16 protein-coding genes are annotated in these 21,487 nt (G+C 33.9%); 7 read left to right on the top strand and 9 right to left on the bottom strand.

Features of this window, described 5'->3' with window-relative positions; all coding sequences use genetic code 11:
• The first annotated feature begins 199 nt into the window (after nt 1-199).
• Nucleotides 200-3,019: a PKD domain-containing protein gene (locus IV512_RS00710; protein WP_209399716.1), complete on the top strand. Its 2,820-nt coding sequence runs from the start codon at nt 200-202 to the stop codon at nt 3,017-3,019.
• Between the two features lie 29 nt (nt 3,020-3,048).
• On the opposite strand, the gene IV512_RS00705 is transcribed toward IV512_RS00710, so the two are convergent.
• The 9 genes from IV512_RS00705 to IV512_RS00665 form a co-directional block, all read right to left on the bottom strand.
• Nucleotides 3,049-4,332 (bottom strand): hypothetical protein, encoded by a 1,284-nt coding sequence (locus IV512_RS00705; RefSeq protein ID WP_209399714.1) that lies wholly within the window; start codon nt 4,330-4,332, stop codon nt 3,049-3,051.
• Nucleotides 4,333-4,336: 4 nt separating this feature from the next.
• Complete coding sequence (locus IV512_RS00700; protein WP_209399712.1) at nt 4,337-5,569, bottom strand: glycosyltransferase; 1,233 nt, start codon at nt 5,567-5,569, stop codon at nt 4,337-4,339.
• Nucleotides 5,570-5,862: 293 nt separating this feature from the next.
• The gene (locus IV512_RS00695; protein WP_209399710.1) at nt 5,863-7,005 is read right to left on the bottom strand and encodes a hypothetical protein; all 1,143 of its coding nucleotides are present in this window, start codon (nt 7,003-7,005) and stop codon (nt 5,863-5,865) included.
• Nucleotides 7,006-7,079: 74 nt separating this feature from the next.
• Nucleotides 7,080-8,372, bottom strand: coding sequence for a polysaccharide biosynthesis C-terminal domain-containing protein (locus tag IV512_RS00690; RefSeq protein WP_209399708.1), 1,293 nt, complete (start codon nt 8,370-8,372; stop codon nt 7,080-7,082).
• The gene (locus IV512_RS00685) at nt 8,369-8,908 is read right to left on the bottom strand and encodes a serine O-acetyltransferase (RefSeq protein ID WP_209399706.1); all 540 of its coding nucleotides are present in this window, start codon (nt 8,906-8,908) and stop codon (nt 8,369-8,371) included. Before IV512_RS00685 ends, IV512_RS00690 begins: the two co-directional genes overlap by 4 nt.
• A 9-nt stretch (nt 8,909-8,917) precedes the next feature.
• Nucleotides 8,918-10,162, bottom strand: a complete 1,245-nt coding sequence (locus IV512_RS00680) for a UDP-N-acetylglucosamine 1-carboxyvinyltransferase (RefSeq protein WP_209399704.1) — start codon at nt 10,160-10,162, stop codon at nt 8,918-8,920.
• Nucleotides 10,163-10,280: 118 nt separating this feature from the next.
• On the bottom strand, nt 10,281-11,438 hold the full coding sequence (locus IV512_RS00675) for a glycosyltransferase (RefSeq protein WP_209399702.1): 1,158 nt from the start codon (nt 11,436-11,438) through the stop codon (nt 10,281-10,283).
• 70 nt (nt 11,439-11,508) lie between these two features.
• A complete protein-coding gene (locus tag IV512_RS00670; RefSeq protein ID WP_209399700.1) occupies nt 11,509-12,642 on the bottom strand; it encodes a glycosyltransferase family 4 protein in 1,134 nt (377 codons plus the stop codon).
• A 199-nt stretch (nt 12,643-12,841) separates the two neighbouring features.
• Complete coding sequence (locus tag IV512_RS00665; RefSeq protein ID WP_209399697.1) at nt 12,842-13,912, bottom strand: O-antigen ligase; 1,071 nt, start codon at nt 13,910-13,912, stop codon at nt 12,842-12,844.
• Between the two features lie 533 nt (nt 13,913-14,445).
• On the opposite strand from IV512_RS00665, the gene IV512_RS00660 reads away from it, so the two are divergent.
• The 6 genes from IV512_RS00660 (at nt 14,446) to IV512_RS00635 (ending at nt 21,479) form a co-directional block, all read left to right on the top strand.
• Entirely contained in the window at nt 14,446-15,642 is a 1,197-nt protein-coding gene (locus IV512_RS00660) for a glycosyltransferase family 4 protein (RefSeq protein WP_209399695.1), read from the top strand.
• 195 nt (nt 15,643-15,837) lie between these two features.
• Nucleotides 15,838-16,443 carry a sugar transferase gene (locus IV512_RS00655; protein WP_209399693.1) on the top strand — a complete coding sequence of 202 codons (606 nt, stop codon included), beginning with the start codon at nt 15,838-15,840 and terminating at the stop codon, nt 16,441-16,443.
• A complete protein-coding gene (locus IV512_RS00650) occupies nt 16,440-17,465 on the top strand; it encodes a glycosyltransferase (protein WP_371743239.1) in 1,026 nt (341 codons plus the stop codon). The genes IV512_RS00655 and IV512_RS00650 overlap by 4 nt, the downstream gene beginning before the upstream one ends.
• A complete protein-coding gene (locus tag IV512_RS00645; RefSeq protein WP_209399689.1) occupies nt 17,462-18,430 on the top strand; it encodes an ATP-grasp domain-containing protein in 969 nt (322 codons plus the stop codon). Before IV512_RS00650 ends, IV512_RS00645 begins: the two co-directional genes overlap by 4 nt.
• Nucleotides 18,414-19,073, top strand: coding sequence for an HAD family hydrolase (locus IV512_RS00640; protein WP_209399688.1), 660 nt, complete (start codon nt 18,414-18,416; stop codon nt 19,071-19,073). Before IV512_RS00645 ends, IV512_RS00640 begins: the two co-directional genes overlap by 17 nt.
• A 360-nt stretch (nt 19,074-19,433) precedes the next feature.
• Nucleotides 19,434-21,479: an HAD-IA family hydrolase gene (locus IV512_RS00635; RefSeq protein WP_209399685.1), complete on the top strand. Its 2,046-nt coding sequence runs from the start codon at nt 19,434-19,436 to the stop codon at nt 21,477-21,479.
• Nucleotides 21,480-21,487 lie beyond the last annotated feature (8 nt).

Raw genomic sequence — 21,487 nt, 5'->3', positions numbered from 1 at the left:
AACCGATTACACATATCTATATTAAAAGTTATTTTCTACAACTGGACCAAGATATCTTAAAAAAAAGTTAATTTTTAGTTTATAGAAGACCAAAGTCTATTTTTGCCTCGTATTTAGTCGATGAATATCGCTTTTGAACGATTTTTCATTGTGATACCTTTATCTAAACCCCACAATTTGCAAAAAGGTCTACTATAAAATGAAATTAAACCCCACAACCAATGCAAAGAATTTTCTTTGCTCGTATTTCTTATTTATTTTTTTGTGTCTTTCCTGTAATAAAGACGAAGATTCATTTTATGATGCTATTAAAAACTCTCCTGTTTTAATTTCTGAGGAGTCTATCATAGAAAATGATGACTCTGAAGAAGCTTCAGAAGATGAGAAATTTGATTCTGATGAAGTAGTCGTGAACGATGAAGAGGCAAAAGAAGATAGTGTTTCTATTGAGAGCCGTACGGCTGCTTTTTCACCTTTAGAAGATGCATACATAGAGAACGGAAGCGGTTTTAACCATGAAATAATACGGTTACAAGAAAATAAAAGAACGAGCTATTTATTATATGACCTCAGTGCCGTAGATAGTATAAAGGGAAAAATAGTAGAGGCTCATTTTCAATTTACCGTTCAGAAAGATTCAGGTGATGGCTTGATTGAAGTACATACAGGTGATTCTGATTCTTGGACAGAGGAACATATCAATGCTGATATTGCACCAGAACCCTTAAATATAGTCGGAACAGTCGACAAAGATTATAAGGTTGGGCAAACGGAAACAGTAGTTTTGAATCCTAAGGAAATATCACCTAGAAGTACCACCTTAATTTTAGTACATGCTCAAGGAGATGATTTAGCCATCGCCTCTAAAGAACATCCGTCTGTAGAGCCTCCATTATTAATAGTCACATATGAGGCACCAGTTGATGCAGGTAAAATTGACCAGTATGTTTTAGATTCATCTTCAATAGTTGAACACACTCCTTCTACTACAGAAGAAAATCTCAGTGTGGAAGAAGAGGAGACCACACAGGAAGAGGAGACCACACTGGAAGAGGAGACCACACTGGAAGAGACCACACAGGAAGAGACCACACAGGAAGAGACCACACAGGAAGAGACCACACAGGAAGAGACCACACAGGAAGAGACCACACAGGAAGAGACCACACAGGAAGAGGAGACCATAATAGAACCTGTAAATGAAAAGCCCGTTGCCAGAATTGAAGCTAATAAAACAGAGGGAGAAGCCCCTTTAGAAATTAAATTTGATTCAAACAACGCTAGCGATGACAAAAATATAGTCCGTCATACGTGGAATTTTGACGATGATTCAACTTCTAGTTCAAAACATCCTACACATACATTTGATAAAGCCGGAGTTTACAAAGTTACATTGACGGTACAGGACGAAGAAGGTCTTAAGGATACTGCAAGTATATCTATTACGGTGGAAGAGCCTAAAAATGAAGCGCCAATTGCAAAAGCTTCGGCTAATGTTACAGCTGGTGAATTACCGTTAGAAATCTCATTCAAAGCTAGTAGCTCAACTGATGATAAATCAATTAAAAGTTATAAATGGAATTTCAAGGATGGAACATCTTCGTCCACAAAGAATCCGAAACACACATATAAGAAATCCGGAACTTTTGAAGTTGAGCTTACCGTAAAAGATGAAGAAGGTTTAGAGGATAACACAACATTGACAATTGTTGTTTCAGAGCCCGCTAACCAATCTCCAATTGCTGTAGCCAAGGCTAATGTCAGTAAGGGCGAAGTTCCCTTAGAAGTTAAGTTTTCAGGAAGAAATTCTTCCGATGATAAGGCCATAGTTTCATATTCTTGGAATTTTGGAGTTTATGGTACATCCAATCAAGAAAACCCGGAGCTAACATTCGAAGAGCCCGGAACCTATAAGGTTAATCTAACCGTTAAAGATGAAGAGGGATTAAAACATACCAATTCAATAACTATTACTGCTGAACCAAAACCAATCCCTGAAACCCCTTCAACGAGTTCCGATGTTAGATATTGGCAGAACCTGTTTGATTCGAAATGGTCTTCGGAGAGATCTAAAGCTTATTCCATGGCCAATAGTAGAGGTAAAAATCAAGAGTACTATTATTTGGGACTTTATATTGATGGACTATCCTCTATGTGGCAAGCAACTGGTGATAATTCATATTTAGATACAGCCTTGGATATTGTCGGCATAACAGTTGACAAAACGACATCTGTAGGAGGTGGTTACTTGGGATGGCCTGCTCATGATGGGGACGAATATGCCTTGTGGGATACCCACTACTGGAGAGTTGTAGCTACTCTTTTAAGGATAATGCATCAATCTTCAAATATTAAATCAAGTTCCAAATATAAAAATCAGTTTAATGATTTATTGGCTTTTTCTGAAAAGCACATCTGGGAAAGATATGATGTCCAGCATTCGTCTAAGATTTATAGATCCAACACTCATATGTCTTCTCATTGGGCCCGAATAGGTATGGAATTGTATCTAATTACCAAAAAGAACAAGTATAAGCAGGTATTTGAGAATATGTCTTTTGGCACTATGCCTGGTGAGCCATCAAATTTCCGAAATCAAATCTATCCAAACCCTAAAAACTCCTCGGCTTACGCTTGGGATAAAACATGGGGGCGCCATGGTTCTGATATACAGGATACTTCTCATGGCGGTGCAATTGTTAGCTTTTGGTTGCTAGCATATGAAAATGGCATGTATTGGAATAAAAGCGATATGAACGCGCTAATTAAAACAGTAGATATTATATGGTCAGATTCGAATACTGACCATATCAAAAGAAATATTGACGGTACGGGAGGTAATGGTTCTCAAGGTAAAATTCATGAATGGCTAAATTTAGCACGTTATAGTCAAAAACTTCAAAATAAGATTAAAGCTCATTATGATAAGTCTCACTTGAATTTCTTCGGCCCTCAAGCTATAGGTATTGCGGCATTAAACGCAAAAATTTTAGCCGATGGTCGCGCTGTTTATCCGTAAAATCAGAAATTATTGCTTTATTCATTGCTCTAATTATCGCCATGCGTTATTTGTTTGATATTCATTGTACACAAGGATCGTTTGCCAGTGTGTACGGAATCGAAACAAACGATTGACCCTTCACGATTCCATCGAGGGTGAAGATCACAAGAAAGTCGAGCATTTAATTCTGTGGATTGACTATATCTTTTATAGTGCTTGAGAAGAGCTAGTTCTTCAACCTGATTGCTTTTTGTATTAAATAAAAGTAGTTTTTGCCTCCTAAATCTATCTGGATAGGTGTCGGTTATCATCCACTTGTCCGATTTGTCAAACGAAGGGTGACCATCTGAAGTAAAATGGTCTTTTCCTATAAATTCATAATTAGTAATATTTTGGTCTTCAAACAATACATACCCCTCCATTTCATTCTTTAAGCGGCAATAAGCCAAGAGTTTTCCATCGTTTTTCCAAGCCATATGCGAAACCATTTCATGAGTGGGAAAGAGATATAGATTGCCACCATCTTTATCACAAGTAAACATTCGTGACCAACGATGTCTCAAATCGTTTTTCACCCATCTATGCAAAAACATGACGCGTTTACTATTTGGAGATATTATGGCATGAGAAATGAAGTGTTTACCACCCTTCATCATTTCTATATTCGGTTCAAAACTCGCAACTTGAGATATGCTTACTATCAAAGAAGACTTCCCTGTTTCCATATCTACAGAATAGAGTCCGTCCGTCTCCGGAGCCACATTATCAATATCATTTCTATGGCCATGGGGGTATCCATATCCTGGCATATACCTATGTATTCTTTCAAAACTATACCCAGCTGCCCATGAACCGTCAGAACTCACTGTAGAAATTGCTCGAGATAAATCTCTAACCTCAGATGTATTTATGTTATAAACTTTGCCATGATTTATTTTACCATTAAAATCATTAAATACTAACTCGTTTGAAGAACCCCTCCATTGCAACTGACAACCTTGATGCCAGTTCCATGAACGCGTTTCATAAAACTTGTTGAAGCTAGAATAATTATCACCACTGAAATACCCTATAGTAAGCTTATCATCTGAACGCGGCATTCTCAAAGGTATGCTAAACATACAACCAAGAAGCATTGTATCATCTGCTGAGAACGGGCATTTATCATGAAAACCAAAAAAGAAACCTTCCCTGACTTCTATCGGAAAACGTGAAATTTCATTTTTAACGGGAATGAAATCACATAGGGTCTGATATGTATTGCGCAAAAAGAATTTAATTCTTGGTTTTTTTTTCACTAAATCATATACAATTTTCTCTACTCTATTCATCTTTTTAGAAAGCTTTTTTCCAATAATCAATTAATAATGGTTGTACCCTTTCTGAAAACGCCTGTCTTGAAAACCTTTCTTTAGCAAATTCTTGTCCATCAAGTGCTATTTTTTTGACGTAAGTAGGATTATCAATTAAATGGGAAATTATTTGAATCATGTGCTCATCCGATTTTGCAACACAATAATGTTTACCTGGAATACCGTCCAGTCCAAGGGCACCGTTTTCAGTTGTAACTAATACTTTACCGGCAGCCATTGCAATTATACTCTTCAATTTTAGCCCTGAACCAGCAACTTGAGGATTTATGAATATAGCACCTTTGCCTAAAAAAGTAATTTCATCATTAATAAAACCAACACCAGAAACCCTTATTTTTTGGTTATGAAATATTTCTGTTTGCCTACCTCCTAATGTTAATTCAATTCGATTTGAATACCGGTCCAAAAGTTGAGGCCATACATTTTTTATAAACATTTTTATTCCATGACCCTTTCTACTATCAGCGGAACCCAAATAAATTATATTATTTAATTTACCTGTTCGAATGTTTTCATACCTGCTTAAATCTATATCTGAATCAAAGACACCATCAAAATTGGTTTCATAGCATTTTTCACTCAAAATCAAATCATCTTTAGTTATTGCCCATTTTACATCTGCTGTTTTTATCAAAGCATACTCAAATTGATAAATCTTACCAATTTCATGCCACCATGCTAAACGAAAAAATGGATTTCCGGTAGATTTAAACATTGAAAAAGCCTTATGCAAAACATCATGGCTCTTAAAGGCCCATAACATATTAGGGTATCTTTCTTTTAATTTTATTAAATGAATACCTGGAACATTATCTTCAACAATTCCAACATATTTATATAAATTTCCTTTAGTTAAATAAGTGCTTAAAATTCCTACAATACTATAAAAAACTGAATTTGCGCCCATGCTCAAAGTAATGGCAGGTCTATTAAAAAATATTGATCTAAGAAAACGATTTGTCAGACTTTTTTTGTGAACGTGGATAAAATGAAAATGGACAGTGGGAAAGGTTTCAGCAGCATTTTGTGATATTTCATCCTTCCCAAGACATATGAATACAACATCATCAAAAAACTTACAATATTGACGTAAAGAGGCCGTAATCGCAATTGAACCGCCATAGGGCATACAGGGCCAAGATTGGGCTACTATAAAAACTCCCTTATTATTTTCGAATACATATTTGCCCAGCACAGCATTAAAGTATGAAAATATCGTCTTGAGTTTAGAAAATTTTTATAAATGGTAAATAAAACTGTACAACTAACACGAAATCAATCACACCTAATAATTATTTCAAAGGTTGACCGATTATTTTGTGTAAATACTAAAAATGAAAATTCAAACAATTTATGCTGCCTAAGCTAATATAGAATTCTTTATCGAGTGAATTCCCATTGCACTCAATCCGTAGATAAGATAATTTAGGGGTTATACTAAATTTAATTCGAACTTATTACAATGTTTGATATGGAGAATTTCTATTTTCAACTTAAGTAAAAATGATACAATGATCTAATTTTTAAGTAAACATCCGAGAAAATAGATACACTATATGTATTCTCTAAACTCAATTTATACATCTCCGTGTATTTTAACAAAGCCTCTTTAACGTCAAAATTATTTTTAAATAATTGCAATGAGAAATTATACATATCATCGTAATAAGCATGGTCTTCAGTAAGACGCTTTATATTATACAGGTTATCCCTCAAGTCTTTAGCACTAGCTACATTTCTTTCTGAAAAATTAGTGCTGAAAAAATTTTCGAAATTTTCATCATTTATTAAAATAGGGATTTCTGAGTTTTTTGCTGGGGTTAATACGGGTAAGCCTAGAGAAGCACCTTCCATTATACCTCTTCCGGTCGCAATTACAGCGTCTGCCAAATAAAGCATTTTAGAAGCTTCTTTGGTATATCTATCATCAGTAAGTAAAGTTATATCCGTCCTACCTTCTATAAGCTCAAACAACTTCACTAATGCATCTTGATCTTGAATGGTACCAATTAAATAAAGCCGTATTTTAAATTCTTGCTTATTAAGTAGTTTAACAAGATTTACAGTTTGTTTAATACTATTAAAATGAAAATGACTTATTCGGGCTATTCTTACCAAACAAAATTTAGAAGCATCTTTACTAATATCAGCTTCGGAATGAACGGTTATTTTTGAAGAGCGATTTGGTATTAACATCTTTAAGGTGTTTTTATATTTTTCTCTCGATTCAAACCACATTAAATTTTCTTTGCTGAACAGAACTAAGTTCTCAACTTTAGGATGGTCAGCTGGGTTTGGTCCACCACATAGATTAGTTACTAATTTGAACTTTTTTTTAACAAATAGTTTGCAGATATTATAAGCGTTAGAATCAAAAAAATGAATAATATCTGGTTTGAGCTCTAAAAGTACGGAGGACAACTCTTTCTTTAAATACCAAATATTTAATCCATTAAAATGTATGTGTCCTTTGAAATATGGGTTATTTATTAGAATATCGCTTTTTGATGTACCCAGAGATAAAATGCCCACACTCTCTCGACTTCCAACTTCTCTTGATATGTGGTTAAGGGAATGATAGTGACCACCTCGACCCTGTTTTAATACTGAAATTATAAATAATACTTTCATAAGAACGCTCTTTATGGAGAATACAAATGCCGTTAGGTTTTCATTTCGTTGATTAAAGAATTTTAAGTGCACATTTAAACTCGTAATTTTTTAATCAGTTTAAATACCGGTATAAAATCACTCTTTTTGTAATAAAGAATAGATTTTACAGGTATACCAACCTCTTTGCTATAAAAAAATAGAAACAAAATAGCTGCTAAACTATAGCTAATGGTAGAAGCAATGGACGCTCCATCAGCTCCGTAATCTGGTATTAATACAAAATTTAAAATTATATTAACTATTAGAGCTGGCACCATAGCCTTTAAAGCAACCCATGGTTTACCTTTACCTGCCAAATCCATATTCATTACTTTGAAGAAGGTTAGCAACAGAACACCAGGTAGTAAAATATTTAGTACACTTACACTTCCTTCGAAAGACTCTCCAAACATGCCAATAATAATGAATTCCGAAAAACAAAAAAGTACTAAAGAACCTATACCTATAGCAACTAAAGATAATCGGAGAAGTTGAGTTATTTTGTATGAAAAAGCCTTATCATCTTTAGAAACTGCACTTCTTGCAAATACGATAGTACTTAAGAGCATAGGAATTTGCCACAAATATTGCGTAATAGCTGATCCCTTTGAATAGATGCCCGTCTCTAAAGGGACACTCAGATAATCTAAAAGAATTACGTCTAACTTATAGTTCAAATTAATTACCAACAAAGAAAAGGCATAAATAAGACCTAAGCCTAACATCTTTTTAATAATACCCCAGCGAAATCTTAGGCTAAACGCACTAGCAAACTTATTTCTATAAAGCAAAGCAACGGATATAAAAAGCGGTCCGCCAATCATTGCTATCAGATAACCTGCAATACCATAAGACAACCACCAAACAAGTAAACCTGTTAACAGGAGTAAAATGAGTGTAGGTATCCAATTAATCTTATTAAATGAACTGATTTGATTTTTACCAAGAAAAATACCGGTATTATAGGTAGCAAACAATGAAAAAGGAATAGGGATAAGGGCCAAAAGCACAAAATCAAGATTGTCACCTGACTTACTTAGGTATCTCATTAATAAAAAACAAACTACTACACTCAAAAAGGCGGTCATAAACCAAATTTGGGTGATTGCAGTTTTTATATCTCGTTCATTAAAGATTTTTTTTCCTAAATAATACGCCGTTGATTGTCTAATTCCCAACGAGCCTATACTCATAAATAACGAAGGGTATACCATTAAAGCCGCAATAATTCCATTTTTTTCAGGTCCCAAAGTTCGTGCAACTATGATAGAAGTAGTAAGACCAAAAAGAATCATCAGAACCTTTGATATGCCTACACTGAACAAATCTGAAACGAAAGATTTCATTCTTTTTTATTTAAAATTCTGCAGGGAATACCAACAGCAACAGTGTTAGGTGGCACATCAATATTAACAACACAATTAGCTGCAATAACTGCATTTTCACCAATGGTAACACCTCCTATAATTTTAGCACCGGTATAAATTTTAGCTCCACTTCTGATTATAGGATATTGTTTCTCTCTGCTTTTTTTACCATGACTACCAAGGGTTACTTGTTGAAATATAGTAACATTATCCTCTACAAGAACTTTATCACCTATGACTATTCCTATTGGATGAGGCAAAGTTAATTTCTTACCGATTACTGCGTTATAGGAAATATCACAACTCCTCTTTACTATTAATTCTTTTTTATAATATGCCCCTAGATGCTTAAATAAGAAAAAGCTACTATTTGAAAAATACTTACCAATACGGTGATTTAGCAAGACCCTGAATTGCGAATTATAAACATAGTTTATGACAAAAACTTTTAACGTAACCCTATTCGACCTTAAATCATTCTTAATATCGAAAAATGTTTTTCTAAGAGAATTCATTCCACTTCCTTAAATAGTAATTCCCAACCCACTCAATTTTTCTTCTAAATTTTCATACCCTCTACCAATTTGCCAAGAACTTTCTATAATAGTTTCTCCTTCTGCCGTTAAACCTGCCAAAAGTAGGGCTATGCCTGCCCTCAAATCCAATGCTTTCACTCTTGCACCATTTAATCGATTACCACCTTTAATGACCAGCATATCTCCATCAACTTTATATTCCATACCCATTTTCGCTAATTCTTCTGCATATCCGTATCTACCTGGAAATCTCAAATCGACAATTTTCGAAACTCCATTGGACATAGCTCCATAAATTGCAAATAATGGTTGCATATCAGAATTTATACCGGGGTATGGACCGGTACTAATCTCAATTGGGTATGCTTCTCCACCTTTCACTATCAAACTTGTACCACCTCTATAAAATTTCATTCCGCTCTCTCGCAAATATACAAGTGGAACCTCTAAATGTTCAAAAGGAAAGTTTTCAATTTCGACCTCCCCCTGCGTTATTACCGCGCCAATTGCCCAAGTTAAAGCTTCTATATTATCTGGGATAACAGTATGCTTCACGCCTGATAGCTCAGAAACCCCTTCGACCACTATACATTTTTGACCGAACACCTCTATCTTGGCTCCCATCTTTGTCAACATATCAATTAAGTCTATGATTTCAGGTCTAATATGTGGATTCCATATTGTAGTGGTCCCCTTCGCTAAACTTGCACATATTATCGAATTCTCAGTAGCTCCGGTAGATCGCATCGGTAGATGTATATCTTTGGCCACTAAGCCCATTTTAGCCTCAGCACAAAGATAATCTCCTTCTTCCCATACTCTTGCTCCCAAATTCTCAAGCAACATGACATGCAAATCATATTTTCTTTCCCCTAGCTTACATCCACCTGGAAGAGGCACTCTACCATAGCCATGACGAGCAGTAAGCGCACCTAATATCAAAAGTGTATTGCGTATTGAGCGACCACTCCATTCTAAAGTAGTTATAGTTGAGTTTTTTTCCTCAATGGTAATTTCATCCTCTATAGCCTTACATTTTTTACCAAGCACCTCAAGCATATTTAAATGAACTTGAACATCTAAAAGTCCATTTGGAAAATTTTTAAGTTCAATAGATCCTTTGGTAAGTAAGGATGCAGCAAGTAACCGTAGTGAGCTGTTCTTAGCTCCGCTCACTTTCACACTACCTGCAAGGGTGCCTTTCTTTATTCTTAAAGTTTTATCTTGTTCCATAATTTTATATCTTTTCTGGATAAATATTTATTCACGTTTTTCCTACCTCAATTTTATTCTATAATATTATTTATAAACCTTCAGAAAAAGTGTTTACTCTTAATATTAAGACTTAGAATTAGGTCTTTTGCCCAGTTTTCTTCAAATAGTTTTTTTCAGTAAGTCTAGCAATATTAGACCAGTCATAGTATTGGTAAATCTCATTCCATATTTTATCATCGGGAAGTTTATGTTTCTCTAAACTTGCTTTAACAATAACACGATTCAGTTCTTCAACGGTTAACTTTTCAAGAACATATCCAATATTTCCTATTTTAAAAGGCTCAGATAACCCTCCTACATCAGATACTATAACTCTCTTTTTTTCACTAATGGCAGTTAAAAGAACACCACTCTGAGAAATTTTTTTATAGGGAAGAAGAACAAAATCTGATAGTTTGAGGCAGGCTAAAAATTCTTCCTGAGAAAGAAATCTGTTCATTATAACGCAATTATCAATTTTTTCCAACTCCTTCAAATCAGTAGCATCGCCTTTTCCTGCAATAAGTAATTTCACTGTTTGATTTCTCCTTAAGTTTTGCCTCTTCCAAGCACCAATTATTAAATCGATGCCCTTATAATCACTTATACTACCCAAAACTGAAAATATCACCTTATCCTGTAGTTTAAAATCAGATTTAAATTTCAAATAGCTTTGGTCTATTTTTTGGTGGTCTACTTCTCCACTAAGATTAAGTATACCATGCGGAATCACATTAACTTTGCTCTCACTAACTTCAAATTTACTGATTAGTTCAATCTTAGTTTTCTCTGAGTGAACAATAATTGAATCTACCGTGCCATAAATTTTTCTAAATATTTTCTTGTAATTTTCACCTGAATCGTGAGGTAGTAGGTTATGGGCCGTGAATACAATATTAACCTTATTTGATATTAATTTTAATATTAAGTAATCAATATAAGGCACTTTGAACCATTGAAAGTGTACGGTATCTACCTTGTGGTTTCTGATTTTCTTTAGAAGTCTTATTTGAGACCATAAATAACTTAAAAGTTTTGATACCCCTGTCTTGCTCGAGTATGTATATATTTTATTGAAATTAGCATTAAACATTTTATAATCATATTTCTTGCTACAGAAATATTCTACATGACAGTTATCCAAATTAGATAAAAGCGAATAATCATAAATGGAAAGATTATTATAACTCATAGGATTAACATAAAAAATACTTAACCTTTCTTTTCTAGGTTTTCGATTATTAACTTTAGTCATTATGGGTTAAGTTTAAATGGGTAAGTAATTGTAGTGGTTTAATTCAAGCCACAAAAATTTCGATATTACCCTATTTTACACTAGGTAGCATAAAGTTTATAATATTCTTTGCTCGTTGAGTAATATCGAATTTTTTAGAGTATTTCATTGCATTTACACCCATCTCCATTAATTTTTCATCATTAAAAAGCGTATTGCTTAAAGCCTCATTAATTGCTTCAACACTCAACGGGTTTACAAGAATTGAAAATTCTGGTTCACACTGAAACCTTATTTCAGGTATATCTGATGAAATTATAGGCAAACCACAAGCCATTGCCTCTACGATAGCATTACACGAACCCTCATGTAAAGTGGGCAATACGAAAATATCAGCAGCCGATAAGTACTCATGAACTTCATTTGTAGGCACTTTATCCTTAAAAACTATCTTATCGCTAATAAGTTCATCACTGCCGCCACCTATAAATATTATTTCTGTATTATCAATATTTTCTACTGCTTTGAGAACTCTTGAGGGGCCTTTATCGTGCACGAAACGCCCAACAAAAATAACCAATTTCTTATCTAAGGGTAATTTATGCTTCATTCGCATCTCAACCTTATCTCTTTTGAAGAATTGATTAAAATCAACCGCATTGGGGCTAATTGTAATCTTATCACTATTAACTCCAACTTCAATGAGATTATCTTTAATCTGGGGAGATACTGCAATAAAACCTTCTATTTTTGATATCAGCTTCTGATAATCGCTGTCTTTATAATATGTTTTTCTGAGATTTATATTTTTCAATTCGCCTTCCGCTACAAAAATGGGTTTACCTAAATAAGATAGTGCTTTGACCGCAATAATTCCATTAACCAAAAAATGACCATATACTACATCGAATTGAAGATTTTCCTTTTTAACAGTCTCTCGTACGGCCTTAACCATGAACTTTTCACCAATTAAGTGGGTATTAAAGTTAAATATCTGCTTATTGGATGCAGAAACAACGTAAGGTCTATAAATAGTTGCTAATTCTTCACCATAATTTTGTTTTGCCCTTTGGCCAATCAATGGCTTCTTCCAAATGGTCCTTGGAGCGATTACTGTTATCTCATGACCCAATTTTACAAATTGCTGTACAAGATTATACACGAACACCCCATAAGTCGGCGCTTCTTCAGAAGGGTAATTATTAGAAATTATTAATATCCTCATTGTTTTATATCGATATACTTTAATACTTATAAACTAACTCTTTTCTCCTGCGTAGATTTTCGAGATCAAGCGTTTTCTACTACCTAACACATATGCCGCCCTACCTCCAATACTTTAACGTTTGACCTAAGGGTATGGTATAAGAGAATTCCATCTTTTTAAATAACTTCATTTTCTATATAGGATAAATTAATTTGAATCAATTTTTCATTGAATTTTTAACCTCATTTTTATCAAAAGTAGAACCAATCAAAATCGCAAAGAAAAACCAAAAGAAGATTTTACCTATTGCACCGCCTGTTTTTCCCATATTGAATAGTACCACGGCCAACATAACCAAAAAAACAACACGTCCATTTCTTTTAAAACTTTGATGCAAATTTTTCCAGAGTTTTAAAATAAAAATTAGATAGAACAGAAAACCGAATAGGCCGGTTGTCATTAAAACATATAAAAAAACGTTATGGGGGTCAATAAGGCGGCCTGTGTATTTCATCATCTCAGGTAAGGCCCCAGCTAACCCTACTCCAAGAAAAAGATTGTCTTCAATTATAATCAAAGAGGATTCCCACAAATCGTTACGACCTGTATCACCAGTTTCAATCGTATTCATAATTCTTCGTTCAAAAGCAGGATTAGTCTTCATCACTATACCTAGAAAAAGGATTGAAAAACCTATACCACCAATCGTCAGAAGAATTTTTTTCCAGATAGTAATTTTCATGAACAAAATTAAAATCGCCAACCCTAAAAAAACAGATAGTAAAGCCCCTCTAGAACCCGTGAGTATAATCAAATTCAAAGTAGAAAATATATATAAACCATTAAGTAATATCTTCTTTAAACTTAGCTTATCATTAATCAGTCTAGATACCACAACTAAGAAGGCCACTACAGCTTTAACACCTATCGAATTGGGATTTTCTCCAAATAATAACAAACGTCCATTTTTAAACTCTGTTCCCACACCCGATAATGCCAAAATATATAATAGAATTATACTAATGACATAAATATTTAAAGCCTCATAGACCAAAGACTTATCATTATAAAAATGATTAACAATCAAGAACATTAATATTATTAATGTGATTACTCTTAAATCGTAAGAATCTTGATAAGATTCTGCATACCCACTATTAAGAGCGGTAGAGAAAATTCCTATTATTGTAAATAAGGTTAAAGGAATCAGGTATTGTTTAAATGAAGAAAGACGGAATTGAGATTTAAGTAGCGGAAGCCAAGATAAAATATATAAAATACTTGCCATATAAGTCACCGATACAATACCAGAGAGATTAAAAGGGTCCCAATTTTCGAATGTGACTGAAAATACCAGTAAAAAAAAACAGTATTTGTTTATTTTTTGTAGGAATTGCATAAATAATTTTTAAAAATACTATATAAATTCAAATCTTATTTGAAAACGTATTTCAGGTTTACATTAAGTCTCAAACAAAAAAGTTCTTACCCTACATTTACCTAGCAAAGAAGGGCAAAAGTATATTAGTCGCTTGGCATTTAACCTGCAAAATTACTCTAAAAGAATTGGTAAACGAAAAATAACTTGATTAACGGAATGAAATCTCTGTTAAACCAATCACGCAAAACTTTATAAAAAGTTAAGCAAAATACTGCTCTTTTATATATTGTTCGATTGGGTCAATATTATCACTATAATCATACGATTAGGGTAGAACTAGGATTGGTGATATATTTGCTGAAATTAATTGCAGAAAATATAAAGACTAAAATAAAAATTCTAGTCAGAGGTGTCTAACGAGGTTGTCAAAAGAAACAAGAATGAACATTTTATATCTACATCAGTATTTCCATACTCCATATCAACCAGGAAGTACTAGATCTTATTGGATTGCTCAAGAACTTATTAAGAACGGGCACAAAGTGACCATGTTGACAATGAACAAAAAAATTGAATCTAATATTGAGAGAATTCAAATTGATGGAATCAATGTAATATACCTTGACGTTCAATACGATAGCGGAACCATGAATATTGCTCAAAGACTTAAAGCATTTTTGAGCTTCGTTTTTAAGTCGATACCAGTTGCTATGAAAGAAAAAGATATTGATTTGGTAATAGCGACCTCCACTCCACTTACAATCGGTTTGCCTGCCTTGGCCTTAAAATGGTTTAAGAAAAAACCATTTGTTTTTGAAGTAAGAGACCTTTGGCCTGAGGTACCTATTCAAATGGGAGGTCTCAAAAATGTTTTCATGATTAAGGCTGCTCTCTTTCTTGAAAAAGTTATATATAATAATGCTAAACAGATAGTCGCCCTTTCACCCGGAATGTATGATGGTGTTATAGCCAGGAACATTTCTCATGATAAAGTTTCAATGATTCCGAATATGTCGAAAATAGATGAATTTTGGTCTCGTGAAAAAAACTTAGACCTGGTTAAGAAATTAGGGTTAAAACCTCATTCTTTTAAAGTGACCTATTTTGGCGCTATGAATATTGCCAATGGTATGCATTACATAGTTGATGCCCTTGAACTTTTAAAAGATGAGGCTGATATAGAATTTATTTTCTTGGGTGGGGGTGCCACCAAATCGGAACTGGAAGAACGTTGTAAGAAAAACAACCTTGTAAACGCAAAATTTTTGGGAAGTTTCCCAATGGAAGAACTATCCGAAATTGTCAATCTCTGCGATGTTTCTTTAATCACCTTTCAAAACATTCCAATACTTGCAACTAACTCTCCCAATAAATTATTTGATTCGTTATCGGCGGGTAAGGCTATTATAGTTAATTCTGCCGGATGGACTAAAAATTTGGTAGAAGAGCATAAATGTGGTCTTTATGTTAATCCTGAAGAACCTGGTGATTTGGCAAAAGCTATTTCTTATTTGAAGGAAAATCCTAAAATTTGTGAACAAATGGGACATAATGCCCGGTTACTTGCAGAAAATACATATGATAAATCAATTCTCTGTGAGAAATTCGCGAAATTGATAGATTCTCTAGAAATGTAATTTAAAGAGACTTTGTTACCTGGGTATTTGTTGTAAGCATTCGATTAGTAAAGCATTTTTCAAATTCTCTTATAAACAATTAGCATATACATTGGGTTAAATAAGTTTTATCCTTATTATAGGTTCTTTGTCTATTGATAAGTCATAATAGAAATATATGTTTTTAATTTGTCATAACTATCACCAAATATTGATATGTATAAACGTTTTTTCAAAAGGCTTTTAGATTTTCTCATTGCCTTGTCAGTTTTAATTATAGCGTCACCAATATTATTAATAGTTTTTATATTTCTAGGCTTCGCCAACAAAGGAAAAGTTTTTTTTATCCAAAATCGTCCTGGCAAAAATGGACAGATATTTACCATTTGGAAGTTTAAGACCATGAACGACCAAAAAGACGCAGAGGGCAACCTGCTTCCTGATGAAATTCGGTTAACTGCTGCCGGTAAATTTGTTAGAAAAACATCTCTTGATGAGCTCCCCCAACTTATTAACGTACTCAATGGAGATATGAGTTTGGTCGGACCTAGACCCTTATTGGTTTCGTATCTTCCCCTATATAACCAACAACAAAAGAGAAGGCATGAAGTTCGCCCAGGCATTACTGGCTGGGCACAAGTAAATGGTCGAAATGCAATTTCGTGGAGTAAAAAATTTGAGTATGATGTTTGGTATGTTGATAATCAATCATTTTCGTTAGATTTAAAAATAATTCTGTTAACCATAAAAAAGGTTTTGAAAAGTGATGGTATCAGTTCAGATACAAGTGCCACTATGGAAGTTTTTACTGGTAATCAATGAGTATGAAGCTTAGTATAATAATACCCTGTTACAATATGGAACTCTATCTACAAGAATGTGTAGATAGTATATTGAACCAAAACTTGTCATCTTCTGATTATGAGATTATCATTGTTAATGATGAATCTAAAGATTCAACTTTACAGATTGCCCATACATACGCAAGCACTCATAATCATATCAAGGTTCTAGATAAAAAAAATGGCGGTGTAGGCGCAGCACGAAACTCCGGCTACGATATTGCAAAAGGTAAATATATTTATTTCTTAGATCCAGATGATTACTTAGCGAAAGACACATTACCCCTATTATTATCAAAGCTTGAAGAATTTAATCTTGACATATTAAGTTTTGACAGCAAATCGGTTTTTGAAAAAAAATACCCGATATCAGATAATCTCGATGGTAAATTCAATGAATTAAAAATTTCTGATGGTTTAACGTATATCGCGAATAAAAAATATCATAACGAAATTTGGTGGTTTATCATAAATAGAGAGTTCATGCAATCTACTGGTATTCGGTTTATTGAGGGTAAATGGATGGAAGATGCCATACTTACGGCAGAGCTGTTTTGCGAGGCCAAAAAAATGACCCATGTATCGCTAGATGCTCATAGATATCGCATTTTACCGACTTCTGCCATGCGAAATAAAAGTCGTGAACATTACAACAAAGTTATTTATGACAATGCCAATGCTGCTCACGTATATCATAACCTGATGCAACGGCTACCTAAAACCCATGAAAATACAGAAGCCTGTCTTAGCCGTTTAAAAACAAGGCAACAATCTTTTGTGTTTTTCTTGCTGGTCAGGTTGATGAAATCTGATATATCTGTTTCAGAGATTCCTAAAATGCTTGATGGCTTTAAAAAAATCGACGCGTACCCTTTAAAGAAGTTCTTGGGTCCTGACTATCACGGGTTCAGTTATTCTTTTTTGGTATTTATATTCAACCGAAAACCATTAATAAATCCTTTTATAAAATTATTCAGGTCATTTTATAACCTCATTAAATGAATATTCTCATATCCTCTGCCGGAAGGCGCGTATCTCTTATAAGGGCATTTCAGAAAGAACTTAAAAAAATCTTTCCAGAAGGCAAGGTTTATGCTTCAGATGCTGACCCGATTTTATCAGGTGCTTGTCAAATTGCAGATGGCTACTTTAAAGTACCTTATTTATCAGAACCTGAGTATTTTGATATATTGATAAAGGAGTGCACGGAACGGAATATCGACTTAATCATTCCAACGATTGATACCGAACTCCTCCCACTTGCGCAAAACAGATCACTTTTAGAAAGTAAGGGCATAGTACCCTTGGTTGCTTCAGAAAATTTTGTTGGCAAGTGTCGAGACAAAAGAGAAATTCATAAGTTTTTTGAATCTCATCAGGTTTCCGTTGCCAAAGAATATGGTAAAAACAACTTTAAACTACCGCTATTCATTAAACCAATTGATGGTAGTCGAAGTGTCGATACGTACTTAATCAAAGAGGAGAGCGAATTGACCGATTATCATTTTGAAAATGAAAAATTAATGTTCTTAGAGTATTTAGACCATGACAAGTACGATGAATTTACCTGTGATCTTTACTATGGGAAGGATAATGAACTAAAGTGTATTGTTCCGCGAAAAAGGTTAGAGGTTCGAGACGGTGAAGTGTATAAGGCGCTTACCGTATATAACAAACTTGTCCCCTATTTGCAGGAAAAACTGATTAACGTTCAAGGGGCTGTAGGTTGTTTAACTGCCCAATTTTTTCTTCACCAGTCGACCCATGATATCTATGCTATAGAAATTAACCCGAGATTTGGTGGAGGATTTCCATTGTCTTATCTAGCTGGGGCCAACTATCCCAAATGGATTATAGAGGAATACGGTAAAGGAAGCAAAATTGATAAAGCATTTGACTGTTGGGAAAAAGACTTGCTAATGATTCGTTACGACGATGAAATTTTAGTACATGGATATAAAGGTTAATTCACAAACAGTGGTAGTATTCGACCTTGATGATACACTTTACAATGAACTCAACTACCTACAATCGGCCTACCGAGAAATAGCCTTCAAAACGGATCCTAAAAGTTGGCACAAACTTTATTTACAAATGTTCTCATTGTACAGATGCAACGAGAATGTCTTTGATTTTCTGGCTAAGAATCATAATCTTGATAAAAGTGAATTAATTACCCTCTATCGAAACCACAAACCAAAAATTGCACTGGCCGAAGGGGTTGCAGAACTATTTCAAAAATTAAGAGAGAAAAAAGCAGGTCTAGGCCTTATCACAGATGGTAGAACGGGCACGCAACGGGCAAAGTTAAAAGCTTTGGGTATAGAAAATTCATTTGATTGTATCGTCATTTCAGAAGAGTTTGGTTCTGAAAAACCATCGGAAGAGAATTATTTGGCCATTGAAAACCAATTGCCTGAGTATACTGACTTTTATTACGTAGCGGATAATGTAAAAAAAGACTTTATAGCGCCAAATCAACTTGGCTGGGAAACCATAGGTGTTTTAGATAATGGCCTAAACATTCATAATGATGCTCACCTATACATGACTAAAAAACATCTTCCCAAAAAATATGTTTATAGAATTGGTGATATAAATATCATCTAATCATCTACATACATGTACTGAAGGTATAGGTAGAAACTTTAATGTACACCAATTACTAAACTAAAGCAATTAAATTCAATAGCACGCGTTTTAAATACTAAAGAAAACTATTTAACTGAATATTCTTAATTATTTCATAAAATACATCTAAGAGTTGTATTTCATCGTAAATATTTACACTTAAACCCCAAAAACAAGATTAAGTGTCTTTAAAAACAAATGCCCCACGAAAATCTAATTCTCATCAATGGCTAGCGACATTGAGAGAGGAAATCATATTATCTATTTATCATAGATATCCGGTATTCTTCTTACTTTTCATTAGATAAGGGGCTATAATCAAATTTTTAGCTCTTACAATTGACAAGATTAGAAAAAAGATTTAAAAGTCTTGATGGAAAAAAAGTTATTTTTACAGACTTTTTTGATACCCTTGTGCACCGTTCGGTACACCCGAACTATACATTGCGCTTATGGGCAAAATTTATTATTCGCGAACTCGGAGTTGAAATTACATCTGAACAACTTTTCAGTATAAGAGCTAATACCCACACATTTTTATCTACTAGGGAAAACAAAAACTCGTTAGAAATTGACTATACTTTGTTGATACACGAAGTGTTTCTGAGATTGCAACACAACAATCTCTTGCAAGGTGTAAGCCTCAATGTCTTTGAATCACTTTTTAAACAGGCTGACACTATTGCAGAAACTTCGGTTCAGTTTAAAAACGATAACCTCATTCAAGATTTATTCAAACTGAAGGAAAAGGGATACAACATCTATCTCTTGTCCGACTTCTACCTTTCCAAAGAAATCATTTTGAAAATTATTGAACATCATGGTTTTTCGAATTTATTTAGAGACGTTTTTATTTCAAGTAATGAAGGTGCTTGTAAAGAAAACGGATCGCTTTATCAGCACGTGCTTAATCAACTGAATATCGACCCCTCAGAAGTAGTAATGATTGGCGATAATAAGAATAGTGATATCTTAAACGCAAAACGTCATGGTGTTACGGCCATTCATTTGAAGCATAGGTCGCACAAGTTTAGAAACAAAAAAAATCTTTTTGGTACCGATAAAAAAGATTTTTATAGGGTTTGTAAGTCAATTGAAAAAAAGTGTTTGAGAAGCGAACACCCCTTTAGTGAGTATGTTACACACTTCTATTTTTTTACAGAAAGACTTTATATAAATGCTAAAAAAAACGGTATTAAAAATTTATATTTTTTAGCCCGTGAAGGTCACTATTTAAAAAAACTATTTGATTGTTATCAAGATTTAAACCAGATACCAGAAGATAATAGAATAAAAACACATTATTTAAAGGCATCCAGACAGTCGGCCACCCAATTAGCCTTAAAACCTTTAGAAGAAGAAAACTTTAAGAAATTAACAAAGAAATTCGGCGAAATGTCGCTGAGTCATTTTTTAGATTGGTTTCCTTTCGATACAGACGTTAAGCAACAAATCATTGACGAATTAAATTATCCCTCCGACAAGTTGCACACTCAATTTCCTACTTCTGAAGCAATGCTTCTGCTCAGAGCGAATAGCACTTTTCAAAATGCTTATGCCGATAATAGACAGCTTCAAAAAAAGGCTTTCATAAGTTACTTGAATTCTTTTGGAGCCAATTACCAATCCGAAGGTCTTACCTTGGTTGATGTAGGTTGGGGGGGTACAATGCAAGAAGCGCTATATAAGTTCTTTAACAAAAAAATCCCCGTTACCGGTTATTATTTAGGACTCAAGGAAATTTATAATATTGAGAATGATACCAAACGTTTTGGACTGAACTTCTCTATTTATCCAAACAGTACATTTTCAGATGATATTCTAATGGCTAATGGGCAACTGTATGAACAACTTCTAGCGGCTCCCCATGGCAGTACGTTGTATTATAATTTAGATTCCAGCAAACCAACCATGGAGTTTCATGAGGAAAATGAAAAATATAATTACGGTCATTTAATTGCACCCATTCAAGATTTTATGTTCGAAAGGTTTAAAGAACTTTTTAAAGAGCTAAGAAGCGTTGATTATACTCAAGAAATGGTTCAAGACTATATGACCGACATGGCTTTACGTACTGGTATCTTTTCTACTAAAGAAAAAATTAAGTTCATAAATCAACTTTCAAAAGGCTTTTACCAAAATGTGGGTGCCAATAAAGTCGGTATTGCTTACAATCCAAACCAACTGAAAACAAGTAAGCTGACCTTACTGAAAAGATTTATTATATCTCCGGAAAAAGTATTTAGATATTTAGTTAAGCTAAAGCCTTTTTTATACAGTAAAGGTCTCTACTGGGCTTCAAAACCAATTGATTTAACATATTACTATATTAAATTTAATAGTTGGGCAAAAAAGAAATGGTTCAATAAAGGACTCATTTCTTAAGTGCGATC

It is taken from the genome of Pseudozobellia sp. WGM2, from assembly GCF_017810075.1.
In the GTDB taxonomy this organism is placed as follows: domain Bacteria; phylum Bacteroidota; class Bacteroidia; order Flavobacteriales; family Flavobacteriaceae; genus JADNYK01.
The sequence above is the reverse complement of the archived record's forward strand: the minus strand, read 5'-3'. Positions and strand labels throughout refer to the sequence as shown.